The organism is Mycobacterium sp. 134, assembly GCF_048282715.1.
GTDB classification, from domain to species: Bacteria; Actinomycetota; Actinomycetes; order Mycobacteriales; family Mycobacteriaceae; genus Mycobacterium; species Mycobacterium septicum.
Map to the genome: position 1 here is coordinate 2,153,997 of NZ_JBLVUN010000008.1, position 21,553 is coordinate 2,175,549.

Consider the following 21,553-nt stretch of genomic DNA (forward strand, 5'->3'; position numbering starts at 1 on the left):
GGTACCCAAGCTGGGGCTCCTTCCGCTTGCGGGGGACTGCTCGCAGGATCGGGTGTGATGTTTTGAAAGGAAACAGTGGTCGACAAGGTTCTGGTCGCCAACCGCGGCGAGATCGCGATCCGCGCATTTCGTGCAGCCTACGAACTCGGGCTCTCGACGGTGGCCGTCTATCCCTATGAGGACCGAAACTCTCAGCATCGGCTCAAGGCCGACGAGTCGTATCAGATAGGTGCGGAAGGTCATCCGGTCCGTGCCTATCTATCGGTCGACGAGATCATCCGGGTTGCCCTGGAGGCGGGTGCGGATGCGATCTATCCCGGGTACGGGTTCCTGTCCGAGAACCCCGAGCTGGCACGGGCATGCGAGCGGGCGGGAATCACGTTCGTGGGCCCGTCGGCCGACGTGCTGGAGCTGACTGGGAACAAGGCGCGCGCCATCGCCGAGGCCCGCAAGGCGGGTCTTCCGGTGCTGGCTTCTTCGGTTCCGTCGAGTTCGGTCGAGGAATTGTTGACGGCAGCGGAATCGATGACCTTCCCGGTGTTCGTGAAAGCCGTTGCCGGCGGCGGTGGTCGGGGCATGCGCCGAGTCAACGAACCGGCTGACCTGAAGGAAGCCATCGAGGCGGCCAGCCGCGAAGCGCAGTCCGCCTTCGGCGATCCCACAGTGTTCCTCGAACAGGCGGTGATCAACCCGCGGCATATCGAGGTGCAGATCCTGGCTGACACCCAGGGTGACGTCATCCACCTTTTCGAGCGCGACTGCAGCCTGCAACGGCGCCACCAGAAGGTGATCGAGCTGGCGCCGGCTCCCAATCTGGATCCCGAGCTACGGCAGCGGATCTGTGCTGACGCCGTCGCATTCGCACGCCAGATCGGGTACTCCTGCGCGGGTACGATCGAGTTTCTGCTCGATGAGCGGGGCCGGTACGTCTTCATCGAGTGCAACCCCCGCATACAGGTCGAACACACGGTGACCGAGGAGATCACCGATGTGGATCTGGTATCGAGCCAGCTGCGGATCGCAGGCGGGGAATCCCTGGCCGATCTCGGGCTGGCCCAGGACGCCGTGAAGATTCGCGGGGCGGCCCTGCAATGCCGGATCACCACCGAGGATCCAACGAACGGCTTCCGTCCCGATACCGGGCGCATCACCGGGTACCGGTCACCCGGCGGTGCCGGTGTGCGGCTCGATGGAGGAACCAACCTGGGCGCCGAAGTGGCCGCGCATTTCGATTCGATGCTGGTGAAGCTGACCTGCCGGGGTCGTGACTTCCCGACGGCGGTGGCGCGGGCCCGTCGCGCTGTGGCGGAATTCCGGATTCGCGGGGTGGCAACCAACATCCCGTTCCTGGCAGCGGTTCTCGACGATCCGGATTTCATAGCAGGACGGGTGACGACGTCGTTCATCGAGCAACGACCCCAGCTGCTCACCGCACGTGGTAGCGCGGATCGTGGCACCAAGATCCTCAACTATCTGGCAGATGTGACGGTCAACCAGCCGCACGGCCCACGCCCGTCGGCCGTCTACCCGCGCGACAAGCTACCCGCGTGCGATCTGACCGCCCCTGCACCTGCAGGCTCCAAGCAGCGGCTGGCTGAACTCGGTCCCGAAGGCTTCGCCGCCTGGCTGCGGAACGGCAAGGCAATTGGGGTCACCGACACCACCTTTCGTGATGCACACCAATCCCTGCTGGCCACCCGGGTCCGCACCAGCGGACTGATACGTGTCGCGCCCTACATCGCGCGGATGATGCCGCAGCTGCTGTCCGTCGAGTGCTGGGGAGGTGCGACCTACGACGTCGCCTTGCGGTTCCTCAAGCAGGATCCTTGGGAGCGGCTGGCAGCGTTGCGCGAGGCACTGCCCAACATCTGCCTGCAGATGTTGTTGCGGGGTCGCAACACCGTGGGCTACACGCCATATCCGGAGACGCTGACGCGTGCGTTCGTCGATGAAGCAGCGGCAACCGGGATCGACATCTTCCGGATTTTCGATGCTCTCAACAACGTGGACTCCATGCGCCCGGCCATCGATGCAGTCCGCGATACCGGCACGACCATCGCGGAAGTCGCGATGTCGTACACCGGCGACCTGTCCGACCCCGGCGAACGTCTCTACACGCTCGACTATTACCTGCGGCTGGCCGAGGAGATCGTCGAGGCCGGAGCGCATGTGCTGGCCATCAAGGACATGGCCGGGCTGCTGCGTGCACCTGCCGCGACCACTCTGGTGAGCGCTCTGAAATCACGGTTCGACCTTCCGGTGCACGTGCACACCCACGACACTCCCGGCGGCCAACTGGCCACCTATGTCGCGGCGTGGAACGCCGGGGCCGATGCCGTCGACGGTGCCGCGGCCCCGTTGGCCGGCACCACAAGTCAGCCGTCGTTGTCGTCGATCGTGGCTGCCGCCGCGCACAGCCAGTTCGACACCGGCTTGTCACTGGATGCCGTGTGTGACCTTGAGCCGTACTGGGAGGCGCTGCGCCGCGTCTACGCTCCGTTTGATGTAGTGGCGTCGGGTCCTGCGTCTCCCACCGGACGGGTCTACACCCACGAGATCCCCGGCGGCCAGTTGAGTAACCTGCGGCAGCAGGCCATCGCGTTGGGACTGGGTGACCGCTTCGAAGACATCGAGGCGAATTACGCTGCCGCTGACCGGATGTTGGGCCGGTTGGTGAAGGTCACCCCGTCGAGCAAGGTGGTGGGGGACCTCGCACTGGCCTTCGTCGGAGCGGGTGTGGGTGCCGAGGAATTCGCCGTCGACCCGGCTCGCTACGACATTCCGGACAGCGTGATCGGTTTCCTGCGGGGCGAACTCGGAGATCCTGCGGGTGGTTGGCCGGAACCTCTGCGGTCCAAGGCGCTCGATGGTCGGGGCCCGGCCAGACCGGTACAGGATCTGTCCGCTGAGGATGAAACCTTGTTGGCCGCACCGGGGCCCAAGCGGCAGGCGGCTCTCAACCGGTTGTTGTTCCCCGGGCCCACCGCCGAGTTCGAGGCACACCGCGAGGAGTACGGCGATACTTCGAGGCTGAGTGCCAACCAGTTCTTCTACGGTCTGCGTCATGGCGAGGAACATCGGGTCAAACTGGATCCCGGTGTCGAATTGCTGATCGGGCTCGAGGCGATTTCAGAAGCCGACGAGCGGGGAATGCGCACGGTGATGTGCATCCTCAATGGACAGCTGCGGCCGATCGTGGTGCGCGACCGCAGCATCGCCAGTGAGGTCCCGGCCGCTGAGAAGGCCGATCGGAACAACCCTGCCCATGTTGGTGCTCCCTTCGCGGGCGTGGTTTCGGTCAATGTCGTTGAGGGCCAGGTCGTCGAAGCCGGCCAATCGATCGCGACCATCGAGGCCATGAAAATGGAAGCAGCCATCACCGCGCCCGAATCCGGCACGGTCAACAGAATCGCGGTCGCGCGGACCGCTCAGGTTGAAGGCGGCGATCTGCTGGTCGTCGTCGGATAGTGCGGTGGCTGCTTTGGAGATACCTGTGCCCTTGAACACGGTCGCGCTCGAGCTGGTGCCACCCAACATCGACCTCGGAGTCGACCAGGCCTTGGAGGAGGCGCGAAAGGTGGCGCAGCTCTCCGCGGAGAGCGGCATGGCAGGACGTCTCGGCCACGTCATGCTCCCGGCGATGATTGCCGAGGATGGTGACCGCCCCATTGAGATGAAGCCCAAGATGGACGTCCTGGACTACTGGCAGGCCATCCAAACCGAGCTTCCGGGTGTGCGTGGCTTGTGCACGCAGGTCACGTCATTCTCAGACGAGGCGGTATTGCGGGATCGGCTGACCGACTTGAGTGCGGCGGGTTTCGACGGGGTGATCTTCGTCGGGGTGCCACGCACCATGAGTGACGGCGAAGGCTCCGGCGTCGCGCCGACTGACGCATTGTCGAAATTCGACGGTCTCGTCGAGAACCGGGGGGTGATCCTGATCCCGACCCGCGATGGCGAGCGGGGCCGCTTCACTTTCAAATGCGATCAGGGCGCCACGTTCGCCATGACGCAACTCCTCTATTCGGATGCGGTGGTCGAGTTTCTGCGGCGGTTCGCTCTGGAAAGCAACCACCGGCCGGAGATCTTGCTGTCATTCGGTTTCGTGCCGAAGCTGGAGAACAAGGTCGGCCTCATCGATTGGCTGATCCAGGACCCGGGCAATGACGCCGTTGCGCGGGAGCAGGCCTTCGTCAGATCTCTGGCGGCCGGTGAGCCCGCCGCGAAAAGGAGACAACTGGTTGATCTGTACAAGAGGGTCATCGACGGGGTGGTCGGCCTCGGGTTTCCGTTGAGCCTGCATTTCGAGGCGCCATATGGCGTTTCCCGGCCGGCGTTCGAGACGTTCGCCGAGATGCTGGCGTACTGGTCACCAAAACAGGCGTCCTGATCGGATCGCGATGAACGCACGGTCCAATCCCGGCCAGATGAAGGTGATGGGGGTGCTGAACGCCACTCCCGACTCTTTCTGGGTCGACAGCAGATTCGACGTCACCGCACTGGCAATCGCGGCGGGCCGACGGATGTTCGAAGCCGGGGCGTGGGCGGTGGACGTGGGTGGAGAATCCACTCGCCCGGGTGCCACCCCGGTGTCGATCGATGAGGAACGCAACCGCGTGCTTCCGGTCGTCGCTGGGCTTGCCCATCTGGGCACGGTCTCGGTGGACACCCGCAATCGCGAGGTGGCCGAAGAGGCGGTACTGGCCGGTGCCGGCATCATCAACGACGTCTCGGGCAAGCTCTGCGACGTTGCGGGGCGGCTCGGCGTCGGTTACGTGAGCATGCACGCCCACACGGTTCCCGTCCTCGCCGAAGGCTTCCCGGACTACGAAGATGTGGTCAGCGACGTGACGGGCTTTGTCACCGGGGTCGCGCAGGCAGCTGCCGCCGGCGGCGCCGCTCCGGTGTGGATCGATCCAGGCATCGGATTCGGCAAATCCCCTCGACACAACCTGGAGTTGCTGCGCCGGCTTCCTGAACTCTGCGATCACGGTTTTCCAGTGCTGGTCGGAGTGAGCCGAAAATCATTCGTCGGCAACGTCACCGGACGCGCAGTGGACGGCCGGCTGGCTGGATCTCTGGCCGTTGTCGCGCCCGCGTGGTCGGCCGGTGTCGATGTCATCCGAGTTCACGACGTCGTCGAGACACTGGACACGATCGCAATGTTGCAGGCGATCTGGGGATCGCCGACGGCACCGTGACGCCGGATCGGCCCGCGAAGTGTGGGATAGCCCACACCTGATGCGTATGCACTGATGCGGAATTGGCTGAGACGCGCCCCCGGCGGAGAAAACCGACCACAACAACCCCGCTCGTTGGGCAGAAGCGTTCGCGGAGATACCCCGATTGCATCGCATCGGACCGCACCCATGAGTCGAAGTGCTGTCGTCGTCGTCTGACGCCTGTGGTGCTCCGCGAGGGTGCGAAAAAGGCTGTTGTACTGGGTTTTTGAAACCGCGCCGAATATTGACGGTTGTTTTGGGTTTCACCAGAGCTCGGCGTGCGTACGGAAAGGGACTCCCCACCGTTGGAGGAGATTTAGTTAGTGTCACCCTCGCTGATCTGAGGAGGCTGCGGGTCTGGGCGCGGCGCACACACATGGGTGGCGTCCTCCGACCTGCGCCGGACATAGGGGGATAGGCATTTGACGTGCGATGAAGTGCTGCAGCACAGCGCAACTGGTGATGCGCGTGCTCGAACGCAGCGCGGCGCGTGACTGACGTGTCATCGCGGACAGGGGGCGCTACGGCTCAATCCCTGGTGCGCCACGATGGCTACTCACCGGACTATCCGGTGCTTCCACGCGAACTCACGGAGGTTTCCGACGCTGTACGGCAAGCCCCGGGACCGCCAGTTCCACAACTGTTGCGGCCGAGCAAGGTTCGGGTGGCCACCGACGACGACGCCACACTGATCGCCGAGTGGATGAATCGGCCGCACCTGGCCGAGACCTGGGAATATGACTGGCCGGTCGAGCGCTGGCGCAATCATCTGAAAGCGCAGGTCGACGGCGACTATTCACTACCTCTGGTCCTGAGCATCGGTGGTGTGGACCGTGGCTACCTCGAAATCTACCGTGCCGCCAAAGATTCCATCGCCGATCGGTACGACAGTGAGCCGCACGATCTGGGGCTGCACGGCGCGATTGCCGACGAGGAATTGGTCAACCGTGGGCTCGGCCCGATGCTGCTGCCCAAAATCGTCGCAAGCGTCCTGGCCGCCGATCCCGACTGTCAGCGGATCATGTTCGACCCGGACCACCGCAACGCAACGGTGCGGGGGTTGTGCGAGTTCGCCGGGTGCCGATTCCTCGGCGAGCACCGGATGTCCAACCGCAGGATGGCGCTCTACCAACTGGACCGGGACACCGCCCGGAAATGGATGGCGTGACACCAGAATGTTCAATCCGGCTGCTCGACAGCCGGTTCCAAATCAATTGATCCGCACCGGAAACGAAAGGTGAGGCTTGGTCTCATCGACCAGCCGGATACTCACATATGACCGATACCAATTCACCGACGTCGCTCGCCGTCACCGACGGGCTGGTCTCCATCCTGCGTGACGACCTCGAACTCCCATGTCAGTCACTCAGTGCCGCTACACGTCTCGTCGACGACCTCGGGATGGATTCGGTGTCGTTCGCCGTGGGCCTGGTGAGCATCGAGGAGAAGTTCGGTGTGCAGCTCAGCGAGGAAGACCTCATCACCTGCCGGACCGTCGGAGATCTGCAGTCGGTGATCGACCGCAGGAGCGCGGCGTGAACCCGCTCGCAGGAGCCCTCCGGGAGGCAATGGTCGGCTCGCCGCACGACCTGGTGGTCCTGGATCGCGAGACCGATACCTGGCAGCGCCGTCCGTGGCCCGAGGTACACGGAATCGCCGAGAGTATTGCGGCCTACCTGCTGGGCCGGGACCAGCCCGGCGCGGTGGGACTGGTCGGCGAACCGACGGTGGAATTGATTGCCGCCATTCAGGGTTCGTGGCTGGCGGGTTCGGGGGTGTCCATCCTTCCGCGTCCCCAACGCGGTGCCGAACCGTCGGAGTGGGCGCAGGCGACGTTGGCTCGGTTCCACAGCATCGGCGTGACGACAGTGTTCAGCTACGGCGCCACCCTGCAACTGCTCCAAGACGCAGGTTCCCCGCTGGCGGTGTGCGACATCGCCGATGCCGCACGCACGCCGACATCGACGCACCTGCGGTATCCCGACAATGCCGACGTGGCCATCCTGCAGGGCACCGCCGGATCCACCGGGACTCCACGCACCGCGGTGCTGGCACCGGAGGCGGTGCTGAACAACATCATGTCCGTCACCCAGCGATTGTCGCTGGGCCACAACGACGTCGGGTGTTCATGGTTGCCGATCTACCACGACATGGGCCTGGCGATGGTGCTGACATCGACTATGTCCGGCGGGTCATTGTGGCTGGCCCCGACGGGCGCGTTCTCGGCCGCGCCGCTCCGGTGGGCCGAATGGCTGTCCGAATCACGCGCAACCCTCACTGCCGGTCCGAACTTCGGTTACTCGGTGCTCGGCCGATTCGCCAACCGCGTCTCCGACGTCGATCTCGGCGCGCTGCGGGTAGCGATCAACGGTGGTGAACCTGTCGACTGCGCCGGAGTCGATCGATTTGCCATCGGCATGAGCCGGTTCGGCTTCGACGCGGGTGCGATGGCGCCCTCCTACGGAATGGCAGAGTCGACCTGCGCGGTGACCATCCCCGCGCCCGGGGAAGGCCTGCGCATCGACATTCCGGACGCTGCGGACACCGCCCGGCGCTACGCGCTGCTGGGTCGTCCGGTGCCGGGCATGGAGATTCGTATCGTCCCGTCTGCACACGACGAGACCGGTGAGTCCGGGGAAGTCGAGATCCGCGGTTCGTCGATGATGACGTCCTACCTGGGGGATGAACCCGTCGACGTGGGCGGCAACGGCCAGTGGTTCCCGACCGGCGACATCGGCTACCTCGTCGACGGTGCGCTGGTGATCTGTGGCCGCTCGAAAGAGATCATCACGATCGCGGGACGCAATATTTTCCCCACCGAGATCGAGCAGGTCGTCGGTGAGGTGGACGGTGTCCGCGAAGGAGCGGTCGTCGCGGTCGGCACCGAATCCGGCGCCGCGCAATCGCGGCTACTGGTGGCGGCGGAGTTCATCGGGACCGAGCAGGACACCACCCGCAGCGCCGTGATCCGGCGGGTCGTGTCGGTGTGCGGTGTCACTCCTGCCGACGTCGTGCTGATGTCGCCGGGATCACTGCCGCGCACATCGTCGGGAAAGCTCCGGCGGCTCGAGGTCCGTCGCCAACTGGAGGCCGCCCGGTAGCCGCCTGGTGCGCGCGATGAGTTTTACCCTCGTCCCGAGTCCAATCAGCATCCACCGCTGAACCGAACGGGAGAGAACACGTGGCCCAACTGCTCAAAGTCCAGAATTTCAATGTCTCCGGCGACGGATTCGGTGCCGGTGAGAACCAGAGCTTTGAGCGTCCCTTCGGCCACGCCGATCCGGGGACGATGTTCGCTTGGGCCGGCGCGACGGCCAGCTGGCCCAATCGGACGGAGCCCGGCGGCAGCCGGGGCCTCGACGATTACCTCACCCGGGACTTTCATCACAACATCGGTGCCGAGATCATGGGCCGTAACAAGTTCAGTCCATACCGCGGTGCCTGGGAAAACCACGACTGGCAGGGCTGGTGGGGCGACGAGCCACCGTTCCACACCCCGGTGTTCGTCCTGACCCACCACGAGCGGCCGTCGTTCAGCTTGTCCGACACCACGTTCCACTTCGTCAACGCCGATCCCGCGACCGTGCTGGAGCAGGCCCGGGTCGCGGCGCAGGGCAAGGATGTTCGGTTGGGCGGGGGAGCGAGCACCATCCGGGAGTTCCTCGACGCCGACCTGGTCGACACCTTGCATGTGGCGGTGTCGCCCGTGGATTTGGGCAGCGGGTCGCGTCTGTGGGAGTCACCCGATGAGTTGAACGACGGGTTCCATCACGACGTCGTCCCCAGCCCCGGCGGCGCGGTCACCCATCATCTGTTCTGGAGACGCTGAGCCCCGGAGGCTGCGCTGACCACGACAGACTTGCTGGTGAGACCGACTCATTCGTGATCTGAGCAAACGGTCACGCCAGTTTTCCCAATTGCCATAGATCAATGGCGCGTTCCGATTACGCTGCGCTTGCCTGACGCAGGCGTCAATATCAAGATCGGAGCTCTCCATGGTTCGTGCACTCATCGCGACAGCGATATTCGGTGGTCTTGTCCTGGGCGGGTCGGCTACAGCCGCAGCCGACCCCTACTACAAGAATTGCAGCGCCGCCCGGCAGGCCGGCGCCGCCCCCATACATGAGGGTGAACCGGGGTATGCATCGCATCTGGACCGCGACGGAGACGGCATCGCCTGCGAGTAGTTCGAGGATCACCAAGTCGAGAACAGTGAACAGCCCCGGCCCCGCTCATGCGGGACCGGGGCTGTTTCGTCGCAGAGGAGGTACCGCGTCAATCGCGGCAACGCACTCCGCGCTCGAAGGTGCGGATGACGGCGGGAGCGGCGGCGTGCTGCGGCATGAGACCGTCCTTGGAGTCCTGGCAGGCCCACATCACCAGACCGTAGAGGGCATGTTCGAGCCATTGTGTGCTCGATTCCGGATCGAACACGCCTTCGGCCTGGCCGCGTTCGATCAGGGTGGTGAGATAGCTGTTGTCGGGGACCACCTCGGGTGGCAGGCCACGAAGAACGTTGGGGTCGTCGAAAAGAAACAGGAGCCGGCTGCCGACCGAGATCATCGCGTTGATGACGCGCCGCATCGCCTCGATCGCGCAGCCATCCTCAGGCGCGGCAGCGGCCACGGCGTTGGTCACGACCTGCACCGAGTCGAGAATTGTCGCGTTGATCAGGCTTTCCCGGTCGGGAAAGTAGCGGTGCACCGTGGTGCGGCCGACCCCGGCCGCCTTGGCGATATCGGGCAACGTCGCGGTCCGGTCGTCAGCTAGGACGACGGCGGCGGCCTCGATGATCGCACCACGGGTGCGCGACTGGGTGGCCGAGAGCTCGCCTGTGCTCATGCGTCGATGGTATCGACGCGGGTCACGACATTCTCGCCACCGGTATCGGTGCGGTCCGATCAGAGAGGAAACGCGCCGGACGCTGACGCACCGGCAGCGGCCACCAGAACCAGCGGCCGAGGATCGCGGCAATCGTCGGTGTCATCAGCGAGCGAACGACGAGGGTGTCGAACAGCAGGCCCAGGCCGATGGTGGTCCCGCCCTGTCCGATCGCGATGAGATCGCTGGTGGCCATCGACGCCATCGTGAACGCGAATACCAGGCCGGCCGCGGTGACCACGCCGCCGGTGGCGCCCATGGCCCGGATGATGCCGGTGTTGATGCCCGCGCTGATCTCCTCCTTCATCCGCGAGACCACCAGCAGGTTGTAGTCCGATCCGACGGCCAGCAGGATGATCACCGAGAACGCCAGGGTCATCCAGTGCAGATCGATCCCGAGTAGGTACTGCCACACCAGGACCGACAGACCGAACGATGCGGCCAGGGACACGATCACGGTGCCGACGATGACGAACGACGCGATCAGCGCGCGGGTGATCAACAGCATCACGATGAAGATCAACGTGATCGCGCCGCAGGCCGAGATCAGCAGATCCCACTGGGCGCCGACCTGGATGTCCTTGTAGGTGGCCGCCGTGCCGCCGAGGTAGATCTTGGCGTCGGCCAGCGGCGTCGTCTTGATCGCCTCCCGGGCCGTCTTCAGGATCGGCTCGACATGCGAAATACCTTCCGCGGTGGCCGGATCCACGTCGTGGGTGATGATGAACTGTGCGGCCTGGCCGTCCGGCGAGACCATCAGAGCCAGACCGCGTTTGAAGTCCGGGTTGTCGAAGGCCTCGGGCGGCAGGTAGAAGGAGTCGTCGTTGCGGGCGTCGTCGAACGCCTGGCCCATCACCGACGCGGTGTCGGTCATCCTGCCGATCTGGTCGATCAGCCCGTTGAACGTGCTGAACATCGTTTTCATCGTGCCCTGCATGGACTTCGAGATGGCGATCATCGGTGGCAGTTGCGCCACCAACTGCGGCATCAACTGATCCATCTCGTTCATGTTCTTCACCGATTCCGAGAGGGTTTCGGTCATGGTGTCGATGCCATCGAGCCCGTCGAACAACGAGCGCATGGAATGGCACATCGGGATGTCGTAGCAGTGCGGTTCCCAGTACAGGTAGTTCCGCATCGGCCGCATGAAATCGTCGAAATCAGCCATGTGATCCCGCATTTCGTTGGTACTGGCCTGCATGTCGTTCATGCTGGCCGTGAGTTCATGGGTGATGTCGGTCATCCGGTTCATCAGGCCGAGCATGTTCTCCATGATCACGATCATCCGGCCGAGATCGTCGGTGAGCGTATTCATGTCGCCCATGCGTTCACGCAGGAACTGCAGGTTTTCGGTCATGGACACCGATTGCATGCTCACCTGGAACGGCACGGAGCTGTGCGCGATGGGGCGGCCCAGCGGCCGGGTGATGCTCTGTACGCGGGCCACGCCGGGGACGCGGATCAGCTCCCTGGCGATCTTGTCCAGCACGATCATGTCGGCGGGGTTGCGCAGATCCCGGCCCGCGTCGACCAGCAGCAGGTCGGGGTTCATCCGCGCCGCGGTGAAATGTCTTTCGGCGGCGGCATATCCGACGTTGGACGGCAGATCCTTGGGGATGTAGAGGCGCTCGTTGTAGGAGGTCTTGTAGCCGGGCAGGGCCAGCAGTCCGACAAGTGCCACCGCGATGGCCGCGGCCAGGATCGGCACCGGCCAGCGCACCACCGAGGTGCCGAGCCTGCGCCAACCGCGCGACCGGATCTCACGTTTGGCGTCGAGCAGACCGAATCGGCTGCCGACCACCAGCATCGCCGGAGCGAGTGTGAGTGAGGCCAGCACCACCACCGACATGCCGATGGAACTGGGGATACCCATCGAACTGAAGTAGTTCAGCCGGGTGAAGTGCAGGCACAGCATGGCGCCGGCGACCGTGAGACCCGAGCCGAGGATGACGTGCCCGACACCGTGAAACGCGGTGTAGTAGGCGTCTTCCCGTTCCTCGCCCTTCTGTCTCGCCTCCTGATATCGGCCGACGAGGAAGATCGCGTAGTCGGTTCCGGCCGCGATGGCCAACGAGGTCAACAGGCTCACCGAGAACGTCGACAGGCCGAGCAGGCCGGCGTGGCCGATGGCCGCCACGACACCGCGCGCGGCCGACATCTCCAACAGCACCACGATGAGCATCAGAAGCATCGTGGCGATCGACCGATAGACGACGATCAGCATCACGGCGATCACGGCGATCGTGACGAAGGTGATCTTGACCATGCTCTTGTCGCCGGCTTCGTTCATGTCCGTGGTGAGCGGACCTTGGCCGGTGACGTAGGCTTTCACGCCCGCGGGCGGATTGGACTCGTCGATGATCTTGCGGACGGAGGCGACCGATTCGTTGGCCAGCGTCTCGCCCTGGTTGCCTGCGAGGTTGACCTGTACGTAGGCGGCCTTGCCGTCCGTGCTCTGGGATCCCGCCGCGGTGATCAGGTCGCCCCAGTAATTCTGTACGTGCTGAACGTGTTTCGTGTCGGCCTGCAGTGTGCGGACCAACTCGTCATAGTAGTGATGAGCCTCGGTGCCGAGCGGCTGTTCCCCCTCCAGCACAACCATCGCGATCGTATCGGAGTCGAATTGATCGAAGCGATCGCCGATCTTCTTCATCGCCACCAGCGCCGGTGCGTCCTGGGGCGACAGGGACACGGCGTGCTCGTGGCCGACGACCTCGAGCTGGGGGACCAGGGCGTTGAGGACGACCACGAGTACGACCCACGCCAGGATGATCGGGATCGCGGCGACACGGATGACGCGGGCGATGCCCCTGTGTGAGGGGTTGTCCGACTGTGCGGGGGCGGCGCTGTGGTTGCTCATGCGGCCTTGTCCAAGCAGAAGGCCTGGGCGTCGTGCTGGTTCACGGTCTGCTCGTCTCGGACTTCGCCGTTGACGACGATCCGGCAGCTGATCACTTCGCTATCTCCTTGGGCAACCACATTGGCGAACACCGTGGGCAGGGTGGTGACGACCTCGTGCCGCCACGGCAACGAGGTGAAACTTTCGGTGTGGGGCTGGGCATCGGCGTCCAGGTAGCTGACATGGCCGCTCGTCCCGCTGGGACCCTCGATCTCGTAGACGACGCGCTTCGGGTTGAACTCCACGATGTCGTCAGCGGCGGACTGCCCCGGCTCGGTGTTGATGTGGGTACCGAAGATCCCGTGCATGCGGTTCATCGCGAAGCCGCTGACGGCGAGGGCAGCTACCAACACCAAGGGAATCCAGAAGCGTTTGGCGAGCCGAAATAGCGTAGCCACGGCAAAATCCACCTCTCCGTTTCGGCGCATGCCGACGGAAACCCCATCCGACCGCGTTTTGATCGGCTGAACGTAACAGGCCCTTAGTGGATCCTCAACGTTCCATTAAGGGATATTGAGATACCTCACAGTTGTTTGCGAAACGGAATTTTTTGGTGACCTACGCGGTGAGTGGACGTAGCGGGGAACCGCTGCAGAAGGCGGCGATGTCCTCGACGATGTCGCGGTAGAAGATCGTCATCACGCCCTCGGTGACATACCCGAGGTGCGGGGTCAGCAGCGTATTGGGTAGGGACGCCAGTGGGTTGCCCGGAGGCAGCGGCTCGTGCTGGTACACATCGAGCGCCGCGCCCCGAATCTGTTTGCTGCGTAGTGCTTCGACGAGGGTCGGCTCATCGATGAGGCCGCCGCGCGAGGTGTTCACCAGGATCGCCGACGGCTTCATCGCGCCCAGTTCGGCGCGACCGATCAGGCTCCGGGTCGACTCGGCGAGCACCATGTGCAGCGACACCACGTCGGCGTCGGCGAACAGCGCCTCCCGCTCCACCCGGACCACGCCGGCCTTGGCCGCCCGCTCGTCGGTGAGGTTGGGGCTCCACGCGATGACGTTCATGCCGAATGCCTTGCCGATCGCGGCCACGCGGCTGCCGATCCGGCCCACTCCGACCAGCCCCAAAGTAGCTCCGTGCAGGTCGCCGCCGATCGTGCTCTGCCACAGCCCATTGCGGATGCGTTGATCCTCGGTGACCAGATGTCGCTGCAGTCCCAGGATCAGTGCCCAGGTGTGTTCGACCGTCGGGGTGATCGCTCCGCCGGTGCCCGACACGGTGATACCGAGTCGGTGCGCGGCGGCCACGTCGATGGCGGCGTTGAACGGTCCGGTGGTCACGAGAAGCTTCAGGTCGGATAGCTGGGCGAGCAGCGTCGCGTCGAGCGGGGTGCGCTCCCGCATCGCGACGACGACTTCGTGGCCGGCCAGCGTCTCGACCAGGGCCTGGCTGGGTGCGATGTGTTCCCGCAGTGACGTGATCTCGGTGGCGCGGGGAATGGGCGTCCAGTCGACGGTGCCGGCGACCCCCTGGTAGTCGTCGAGAACGGCGATGCGCAGCGGTTCGGTCATGGATCAGTAGGCGTTCGGATCGCTCTGCACCGCCGGTGGCACCGGATGCTGGTAGAGCTGGGACGCGTTCTCCCAGGTGATCTTCCGGATCACCTCGGCGGGCAGGCCCTGGATCTGCTCGTGAATGGTGGCCTGGGTGTGCGGCCAGGTGGAATCGCAGTGCGGATAGTCGGCTTCGAGCAGAATGTTGCCGGTACCGATCCGTTCGTGCTGCACGAACGAGGACTGGTCTTCGACCGCACAGAACCAGAAGTTCCTGGTGAACACCTCGGCGGGGGAGAGAGTTTCTCCCAACGCCTTCCAGGTTCCGTACATCTGGTGGTAGCTGAGCATGTGGTCGAGCCGGTCGAGCAGCCCTGCCACCCAACCGATTCCACCTTCGGACAGGCAGATCTTGAGGTCTGGATAGCGGCTGGGCAGACCTGAGTACAGCCAGTCGACCGCGGCGGTGATGGCGTAGGCGAAGAACAGCACACCCTGAACATCCGGCGGAGCATCGTCGGTGGTGGACGGTGCCGAGCCCGAGGACCCGATGTGCAGATTGACGACCGTGCCCGTCTCGGCACACGCCGCCATCATCGGCTCCCAGTAGCCGGAGTGGATGGTCGGCAGCCCGAGCATGGCGGGATTCTCGCTGAATGTCACGGCGTGGAAACCACGTTCGGCGTTCTCGTAGATCATCTGGGCGCCGACCTCGGGGTCGAGTAGCCACGGCAGCTGGCACGGGATGATCCGGTCGGGATAGGGCCCGGCCCATGCTTCGAGGTGCCAGTCGTTCCAGGCCCGCACCGCGGCCATCGCCAGATCCCGGTCTTTGGTCACCTGCTGCAGCCGCTGGCCGGCGAACCCGGGCAGGAACGACGGGAAGTTGAGCGACGCGTACACGCCGTTGAGATCCATGTCCTTGACGCGTTCGTGAATGTCCCAGGCGCCGCGGCGCATTTCGTCGAACCGCGCCGGCTCGAATCCGTATTCGGAGACCGGCCGGCCGACCACGGCGTTGAAGCCGACGTTGGGCAGAGACTGGCCGTCGTACATCCAGGTCTGCCCGCCGTTCTCGGTATCGACGACCTTCGGGGCACGGTCGGCGAACTTACGTGGCACCCGGCCGGTGAAGGTGTCCGGCGGCTCGACGATGTGATCGTCGACCGAGATCACGGTGTACAGGCGTTCGGCCCGTTGCGGTTCGGGAAGAAACGTGACCGTGCGTTCGGCGCCTTGCTGCGCGGTGGTGAAGTTGAGATTGCCGGCGAGCTCGTCGATGGACTTCATGGGGCAATCTCCTTCTAGGTGAGCACGTCGGGGTCGGCCTTGATGGTCATGCGGGCCGCCCCGGCCCAGTACACGTCGGCGGCTCGCTCGATGAGCGAGGCCTTCATGCCGTACATGTCGGAGCGGTTCATCGCCGTCGGCTCCCGGCCGGTGAGCATCACCTGGTAGGCCAGTTTGCACACCCGATCGATCGAGGCGGCCCGGTACACGGCCTCGGCCACGGTGCCTCCGGTGGTGATGACGCCGTGGTTGGCCAGGATCGTGAGATTGGCGGTGCCGATCCGTTCGGCCAGTTCGCGCGCCCTGGGCGCCGAATCGACCTCGCCGTCATAGGTTTCGACGAAGCACATGTCGTCGAGGAACAGCGATCCGGTCTGGTGCACCAGGTCCGGCAGCTTCCCCAACGCCGCGATGAGGCTCACGTAGTAGGGGTGGTTGTGGATGACTACGCGAGCATCGTCGCGCATGCGGTGCAGTTCGGTGTGGATGTGGATGGCCGGGGTGACATCCCAGCGGCCACGCACCACGGCGGCGTTCTCGTCGACCACGCAGATGTCGGATGCGGTGAGCTCCTGCCACCACAGTCCCCACGGATTGACCAGCATCTCGGTGCGGCCCTCAGGCTGCCAGGTGATGTGGCCGGCCATGTTCTCGGCGAATCCGATGGCGGCCAGGTGCCGGAACGCCACGGCGAGCGCCTGTTCCTCGGACAGGTCGACGCCGATCGGCGGGGTGACCGACGGCGACCACACCTTCAATCCGCCCTGCCGCATCTCATCGACGTTCATAGTCGTCTCCCAACCGCGTCCGGATATCTTCGCGGAGTTGCCCTTTGGCGATCTTCGCGCCCGACGACCGGGGCAGCTCGTCGAGCACGATGAGCCGCTCGGGAAGCAGCTCCTTCGACATGCCCTGGGCCAGGAGGTGTTCGACGAGCCCGGGGAGATCGACGGCTTGCCCGTTCGCAGGTTCTACGTAGATGCAGACCTTCTCGCCGAAGACCGGGTCGGGCATCGCCACCGCGGCGGCCACGGCCACGGCCGGATGCGTCGTCACCGCGTCCTCGACCTCGCCGGCACTGATGTTCTTGCCGCCGCGCACGATGAAGTCCGAGGTGCGACCGGTGACCGACAGGTAGCCGTCGGCGTCGACCTCGCAGACGTCGCCCATCCGCATCCAGCCGTCCGGGGTGTAGAGCTTGTCGTGGTCGAGGCCGCCGAGGTAGCCCAGGCTGGTGGCCGGCCCGCGGCAGGCCGGTTGCCCACGGCCCGTCGAGGTCACGTCGTCATCGCCGTCGAACAGGCGCACCGCCATCTCCGGCACCAGCCTTCCGGCGGTGCGCAGCCTGCGCTCCCGGGAATCGTCCAGCGTCGTCCCGCTCAGCAGGCCGGTTTCGTTGGAGCCGTAGAACTGCAGGATGGTGGCGCCGGTGAGTTCCTCGAAGTCGGCGGCGCGCTGATACGGCAGCGCCTCACCGCCGGTGAAGACGACGCGCAACGAGCTCAGGTCGTTCTCGCGCGATGCACGGTCGGCCATGATCATCATCAATTGGGTGCTGACACAGCACAACACGCTGACCCGGTGACGGGCGATCGCCTCGCACGCGGCCGCCGCGTCGAACCGCTCGAGCAGGATCGTGGTGACGCCGAGGTAGATCGGGGTGGTGTGGGCGGTCCAGATGCCGAACCCGAACGGGGCCGGGATGACGGGCAGGAAGACGTCGTCGGCGCTCAGCGCGCCGTTGGCGACCGCCTGCTGATGGAAGTAATGCCACCGGTTCTGCGTGTGTACAACACATTTGGGTAGGCCGGTGGTCCCCGAGGTGGAGTTGATCAGGAACACGTCGTCGGGGCCGACCGCCGCGGCGTCGTCGGGCGCACGCGGGGGAGTGCGGGTGTCGATGAACAGACCATCCTGTTCGGTCCGCAGGACCACGGCGGCGATGTCGAGTTGCGGAGCGAGGCCGGCGACGGTGGCCCGCGCCGGGGCCTGCCGCGCCGCGTCGCTGATCAGCAGGCGCGGTTCGGTGGTCCGCAGGATCTGGGTGGCCTCGCGCGTCCCGGCGCGGGCACCGATCCCGACAACGACACCACCGCATCGTTCGATCGCCACGAACAGCACATGAATGGCGGCGGTGTCGCCGTGCCACACGGCGACCCGGTCACCCGGGTCAACTCCGGCGCCCGCCAGCTGGGCCGCGAGTGATGTTGCGGCCTCGTCGAATTCACGCCAGGTATAGGTGGCGGCGGGGTGGTCCACATAGGCCGGCTTGTCGGGGTGGGCCAGTGCGTGACCGCGCACGGTCTGCGAGATCGTGCGGTCAGACCACCACCCGGCCGACCGATAGCGGGCCGCGTCTACTACGTCCACGGCGACGTCGCCGACCTTCATCACCAAATCATATGAAAATAAGAACCTGTGTCAACGGTCACATCGATGCCGGCCGTCGATCACGGTCGTCGGGGGCCGGACTGCGCCCATGTGCGCACCATCGTCGGATCGACGACCCCGTCGACGCCCGGGTACTGCTGGGCGTTCACCAGATGAGCCGCGGCCAGGTCGCGGGCTCGCTGTGCGTCACCCATGTCGATCGCGTCGATCACCTGCCGATGGTCTTCCAGTACCGCTCGGCGCTCCTCGACGGGCACGGTCGAGTGGTCCGTCACCTGAGCCGACCAGTTTTGCTCATGGGCTGACCACAGCGCCTCCAACGCGCCCGCCAGAATGATCATCGTCTCGTTTCCGCAGTGCCGCACCAGCGCTTCGTGATACCGGCGGCTCGCCGAGGTGGCCTGCAGCAGATCAGAAACCGATCTGACCGATTCTTCGTGCAATTCACGGAGAATGGGTACCACGGTGCGCTTGCGGTCCGGGCGCTGGGCGCAGAGCGCGGCACATGCCGGCTCGACCTGCAGCAGGGCCGTGCCCACGTCGGCGAGTCCGACCTGCCCGGCGCCGAGCACCAACCCCATGGTGTATGCGAGGTTTGCTGCGTCGGGTCGATGGACCACCGCGCCGCCGAGCTTGCCGCGCCGTACCGTCAACAGCCCCTCGGCCTCGAGGATCCGCATCGCCTCACGCAGGGACGGTTTGCTGATCGGATACTCGACGAGAAGTTCGTCTTCCTTGGGAAGGATCGTGCCGTCGGGCAGTTCCCCGGTGAGGATCTGGCGACGCAACTGGTCGGCGACCTGTTCGGCAAGTCGCTGGAACCGGACGTTTGGCTGCGCCACGTGTCGAGTGTGCCAGATGGTCGGTCGATGATGGGGCTGTGCGGAGCCTTGTATCCAAATGATTTGTCTCATACGGTGAGCCATGCAGAAGTGGACGATCGGCGGGTTGACGGTTCACTCCGTCCTGGAGACGGTGGTGCCGACCCGGCCTGACCGGCTGTTTCGCGGGCTTCCGTCCGAGCTGCCGAGCTGGCTTCAGCCGCACTATGTCGACGGTGCCGGCAACCTGCTGGTGGCCATCCAGTCGTTCTTCATCGAATCCGGTGACGAACTCGTGGTGGTGGACTGCTGTTTCGGGGAGGGCCACGACCTGCCCTATCAGATCCCCATGGATCCCGAGCAGTACCGGCAGTCGTTGGCCGCGGCCGGATTCACCCCCGGCGATGTGACCACTGTCGTCTGCACTCACCTTCACCTCGACCACGCCGGGCGCAACACCTCCCAGCGTGACGGTGCCTGGGTCCCGACCTATCCCAACGCGACATACCTGCTCACCGCCGACGAGTACACGTCATGGCGGGAGTCCTCGGCGCCGAACCGCGCCGCCTCCGAGACCGTCGAACCGCTTGTCGCACATGACGTCCTGCGTCTGACCGACTCGGACCACGCCATCACCGACGAGATCCGGCTGTTGGCCACCCCCGGTCACACCGCGGGGCATGCCGCGGTTCGGATCGAATCCGACGGGGAGGTGGCGATCATCAGCGGTGACGTCATCCACCATCCGATCCAGATCACCCACCCCGAGGTGCAGGCCCTGCCTGACGACGATCCGGCAGCTGCCGCGGTGACCCGCGCCCGGTTGCTGCAGGGCATCGTCGATGAGCAGGCACTGTTGTTCGGAACGCATTTCGCGGCCCCGACCGCAGGCACCGTCGTCGCCGACGACGACAGGCTGATCTGGGTGTCGGCCTAAGACCGCGAGCGTCTCAGACCGCGGTGTGGACGATGAGGATGTCGATCTTTACGCGGCGGGCGATGGTGGCGGGCACCGAGCCCAACAGGCGGCCGGCGACGGAGTCCAGTCCGATGTCACCGACGACGATCAGATCCGCATCGACCTCTTTGGCGAGCTTCACCAGGGCGTCGACCGGGGCACCTTCGACCGCCCGCTCGACGATATCCGTGGCGCCGGCGGCCTTGGCCCGGTCGCGCGCCACCTGGAGGATCTCGTAGACCGGGGCGGCGCCGTGCATCCGGTAGCCCTCGCTCTTGAGGCTGTCCTCCGCACGGGTATCGACCACATGATCGGGCGACGGCGGTCGCGACCAGCCGCCCTTCTCGGCCACGGGCGGATGAGCACTCGCCACGATCAGCTTCGCGTTCTCCTGCGCGGCGATCTCGGCAGCGCGGTGGACCGCGCGTAGCGATGAGTCGGAGCCGTCGGTCCCGACAAGGATCGTCCGATACGTGCTCATGTTGTCTCCGAACTTCGGCTAGCGGGGCGAACAGGACATTAATGCACGTCAATCTTCCGCTGTTGGAGATTGGGCTTCGCGCCGCGTCAAGGATCAACCGACACAGGTGTCAACAATCAGCCGACGTCTTGCAGATGGAGAGCGGTTTTCGGTCATGTGCGCCGAGTAAACGGCAACGTCGAAGGTCTGTGCCAACTGAAGTCAAGCAAATGCGCTTGATGCTTTCGCCGTACTGGCACGCCGGCGAGGCCAACGCCGAAAGGAGCATGCTGCCGAGCGTGTCTGCTAATCAGACGAGCGACGTGAGATTCAGGCTCACCCTCGTATTGAGCGAGCAGTCGACCGAAATGGAGTTGTCGGATGTGCGGGGTACGGTGCGCTCAAGAACGAGAAGCACACGTCAAACGAACGAGAAATGGCACCCCCGACAGGATTCGAACCTGCAACCGACCGGGTAGAAACCGGATGCGCTATCCGTTGCGCCACGGGGGCAAGTCGGACCACCACAATTTACACCGCGTGGGTGTCGTTGCCGAAACGGATATGCAGCACGTGGGCTGCTCGAACCGCGACCGATGAAACGAGCGAGTCAGTGGGTCGACATCACACCAAAGACAAAGGCGACCTTGGCGTCGCCAAAGCGCATGCCGACCTGGTAGGCAAGGGTTTTTACGTGCTGTTCCCCGCGACCGAGCATGCTCCTTTCGACCTTGTGGCGTACGCGGCAGGCGCCTTCCACCGCATCCAGGTGAAGTACCGGTCGGCACGAGCGGGAGCGGTCAAACTCAACCTCCGGTCCACCTGGGCTGATCGCCACGGCGCGCACAGCACGCCCATCGACAAGGACGCGATCGACGTCATCTGCATCTACTGTCCGGACACCGACGAGTGCTACTACATCCGGCCCACCGATCACGGCGTCTCCGTCAATCTCCGGATCACGCCGACCAAGAACGGTCAGCAGAAACGGATCTTGGCAGCCGCTTCGTTTCGCGACCTACCGGACAAACACCTCCCGCCGATCGACGAAACCCGTACCTCGGCGTGAGGGCGGTGACGCGCGACGGACGCCCGGCAAAGCCCTCCCGCGGAGCCGGAGGCGGACTAGCG

The 21,553-nt window shown here is 65.0% G+C and carries 18 protein-coding genes, 1 tRNA gene and 1 pseudogene; 10 read left to right on the plus strand and 10 right to left on the minus strand.

The genetic code is table 11. The features are described from left to right. Positions 1 to 75: 75 nt before the first annotated feature. From ACNQVK_RS15135 to ACNQVK_RS15170, 8 genes and pseudogenes are all read left to right on the plus strand, one after another. A complete protein-coding gene (locus tag ACNQVK_RS15135; protein ID WP_418030159.1) occupies positions 76 to 3,468 on the plus strand; it encodes a pyruvate carboxylase in 3,393 nt (1,130 codons plus the stop codon). Between the two features lie 25 nt (positions 3,469 to 3,493). Continuing rightward, entirely contained in the window at positions 3,494 to 4,390 is an 897-nt protein-coding gene (locus tag ACNQVK_RS15140; protein WP_418030160.1) for a mycobacterial-type methylenetetrahydrofolate reductase, read from the plus strand. 10 nt (positions 4,391 to 4,400) lie between these two features. Next, the gene (folP, locus tag ACNQVK_RS15145) at positions 4,401 to 5,201 is read left to right on the plus strand and encodes a dihydropteroate synthase (protein ID WP_418030161.1); all 801 of its coding nucleotides are present in this window, start codon (positions 4,401 to 4,403) and stop codon (positions 5,199 to 5,201) included. 592 nt (positions 5,202 to 5,793) lie between these two features. Continuing rightward, on the plus strand, positions 5,794 to 6,390 hold the full coding sequence (locus ACNQVK_RS15150) for a GNAT family N-acetyltransferase (protein ID WP_418034171.1): 597 nt from the start codon (positions 5,794 to 5,796) through the stop codon (positions 6,388 to 6,390). A 101-nt stretch (positions 6,391 to 6,491) separates the two neighbouring features. Beyond that, positions 6,492 to 6,761: pseudogene (locus tag ACNQVK_RS15155) on the plus strand (acyl carrier protein); the annotation flags it as partial. After that, on the plus strand, positions 6,758 to 8,323 hold the full coding sequence (mbtM, locus tag ACNQVK_RS15160; RefSeq protein WP_418030162.1) for a long-chain-fatty acid--ACP ligase MbtM: 1,566 nt from the start codon (positions 6,758 to 6,760) through the stop codon (positions 8,321 to 8,323). The pseudogene ACNQVK_RS15155 and the gene mbtM, both read left to right, overlap by 4 nt. An 80-nt stretch (positions 8,324 to 8,403) precedes the next feature. Further along, positions 8,404 to 9,051 carry a dihydrofolate reductase family protein gene (locus tag ACNQVK_RS15165; protein WP_418030163.1) on the plus strand — a complete coding sequence of 216 codons (648 nt, stop codon included), beginning with the start codon at positions 8,404 to 8,406 and terminating at the stop codon, positions 9,049 to 9,051. Positions 9,052 to 9,217: 166 nt separating this feature from the next. Then, positions 9,218 to 9,409: an excalibur calcium-binding domain-containing protein gene (locus ACNQVK_RS15170; protein ID WP_418030164.1), complete on the plus strand. Its 192-nt coding sequence runs from the start codon at positions 9,218 to 9,220 to the stop codon at positions 9,407 to 9,409. Positions 9,410 to 9,497: 88 nt separating this feature from the next. Here ACNQVK_RS15170 and ACNQVK_RS15175 read toward each other — a convergent pair whose 3' ends face one another. The 8 genes from ACNQVK_RS15175 to ACNQVK_RS15210 all read right to left on the minus strand — a co-directional run bounded on the left by ACNQVK_RS15175 (position 9,498) and on the right by ACNQVK_RS15210 (position 19,025). Next, positions 9,498 to 10,064, minus strand: coding sequence for a TetR/AcrR family transcriptional regulator (locus tag ACNQVK_RS15175; protein WP_418030165.1), 567 nt, complete (start codon positions 10,062 to 10,064; stop codon positions 9,498 to 9,500). Positions 10,065 to 10,086: 22 nt separating this feature from the next. After that, positions 10,087 to 12,963 (minus strand): RND family transporter, encoded by a 2,877-nt coding sequence (locus ACNQVK_RS15180; RefSeq protein ID WP_418030166.1) that lies wholly within the window; start codon positions 12,961 to 12,963, stop codon positions 10,087 to 10,089. Then, on the minus strand, positions 12,960 to 13,400 hold the full coding sequence (locus ACNQVK_RS15185; protein ID WP_418030167.1) for an MmpS family transport accessory protein: 441 nt from the start codon (positions 13,398 to 13,400) through the stop codon (positions 12,960 to 12,962). Before ACNQVK_RS15185 ends, ACNQVK_RS15180 begins: the two co-directional genes overlap by 4 nt. Positions 13,401 to 13,560: 160 nt before the next feature. Beyond that, the gene (locus ACNQVK_RS15190) at positions 13,561 to 14,520 is read right to left on the minus strand and encodes a D-2-hydroxyacid dehydrogenase family protein (RefSeq protein WP_418030168.1); all 960 of its coding nucleotides are present in this window, start codon (positions 14,518 to 14,520) and stop codon (positions 13,561 to 13,563) included. A gap of 3 nt (positions 14,521 to 14,523) precedes the next feature. After that, positions 14,524 to 15,792 (minus strand): amidohydrolase family protein, encoded by a 1,269-nt coding sequence (locus tag ACNQVK_RS15195; RefSeq protein WP_418030169.1) that lies wholly within the window; start codon positions 15,790 to 15,792, stop codon positions 14,524 to 14,526. 14 nt (positions 15,793 to 15,806) lie between these two features. Further along, positions 15,807 to 16,580, minus strand: a complete 774-nt coding sequence (locus tag ACNQVK_RS15200; RefSeq protein WP_044522591.1) for a class II aldolase/adducin family protein — start codon at positions 16,578 to 16,580, stop codon at positions 15,807 to 15,809. After that, positions 16,567 to 18,183, minus strand: coding sequence for an AMP-binding protein (locus ACNQVK_RS15205; protein ID WP_418030170.1), 1,617 nt, complete (start codon positions 18,181 to 18,183; stop codon positions 16,567 to 16,569). Before ACNQVK_RS15205 ends, ACNQVK_RS15200 begins: the two co-directional genes overlap by 14 nt. A gap of 59 nt (positions 18,184 to 18,242) precedes the next feature. Beyond that, positions 18,243 to 19,025 carry a FadR/GntR family transcriptional regulator gene (locus tag ACNQVK_RS15210; RefSeq protein WP_211155143.1) on the minus strand — a complete coding sequence of 261 codons (783 nt, stop codon included), beginning with the start codon at positions 19,023 to 19,025 and terminating at the stop codon, positions 18,243 to 18,245. 82 nt (positions 19,026 to 19,107) lie between these two features. Between ACNQVK_RS15210 and ACNQVK_RS15215 the strand changes: the two genes are divergently transcribed. After that, entirely contained in the window at positions 19,108 to 19,941 is an 834-nt protein-coding gene (locus tag ACNQVK_RS15215) for an MBL fold metallo-hydrolase (RefSeq protein WP_418030171.1), read from the plus strand. Positions 19,942 to 19,954: 13 nt separating this feature from the next. Here ACNQVK_RS15215 and ACNQVK_RS15220 read toward each other — a convergent pair whose 3' ends face one another. Further along, positions 19,955 to 20,443 (minus strand): universal stress protein, encoded by a 489-nt coding sequence (locus ACNQVK_RS15220; RefSeq protein ID WP_418030172.1) that lies wholly within the window; start codon positions 20,441 to 20,443, stop codon positions 19,955 to 19,957. A gap of 416 nt (positions 20,444 to 20,859) precedes the next feature. Beyond that, a tRNA-Arg gene (locus ACNQVK_RS15225) sits at positions 20,860 to 20,935 on the minus strand. A 100-nt stretch (positions 20,936 to 21,035) separates the two neighbouring features. On the opposite strand from ACNQVK_RS15225, the gene ACNQVK_RS15230 reads away from it, so the two are divergent. Beyond that, positions 21,036 to 21,491: a group I intron-associated PD-(D/E)XK endonuclease gene (locus ACNQVK_RS15230; protein WP_418030173.1), complete on the plus strand. Its 456-nt coding sequence runs from the start codon at positions 21,036 to 21,038 to the stop codon at positions 21,489 to 21,491. The last annotated feature ends 62 nt before the right edge of the window (positions 21,492 to 21,553 follow it).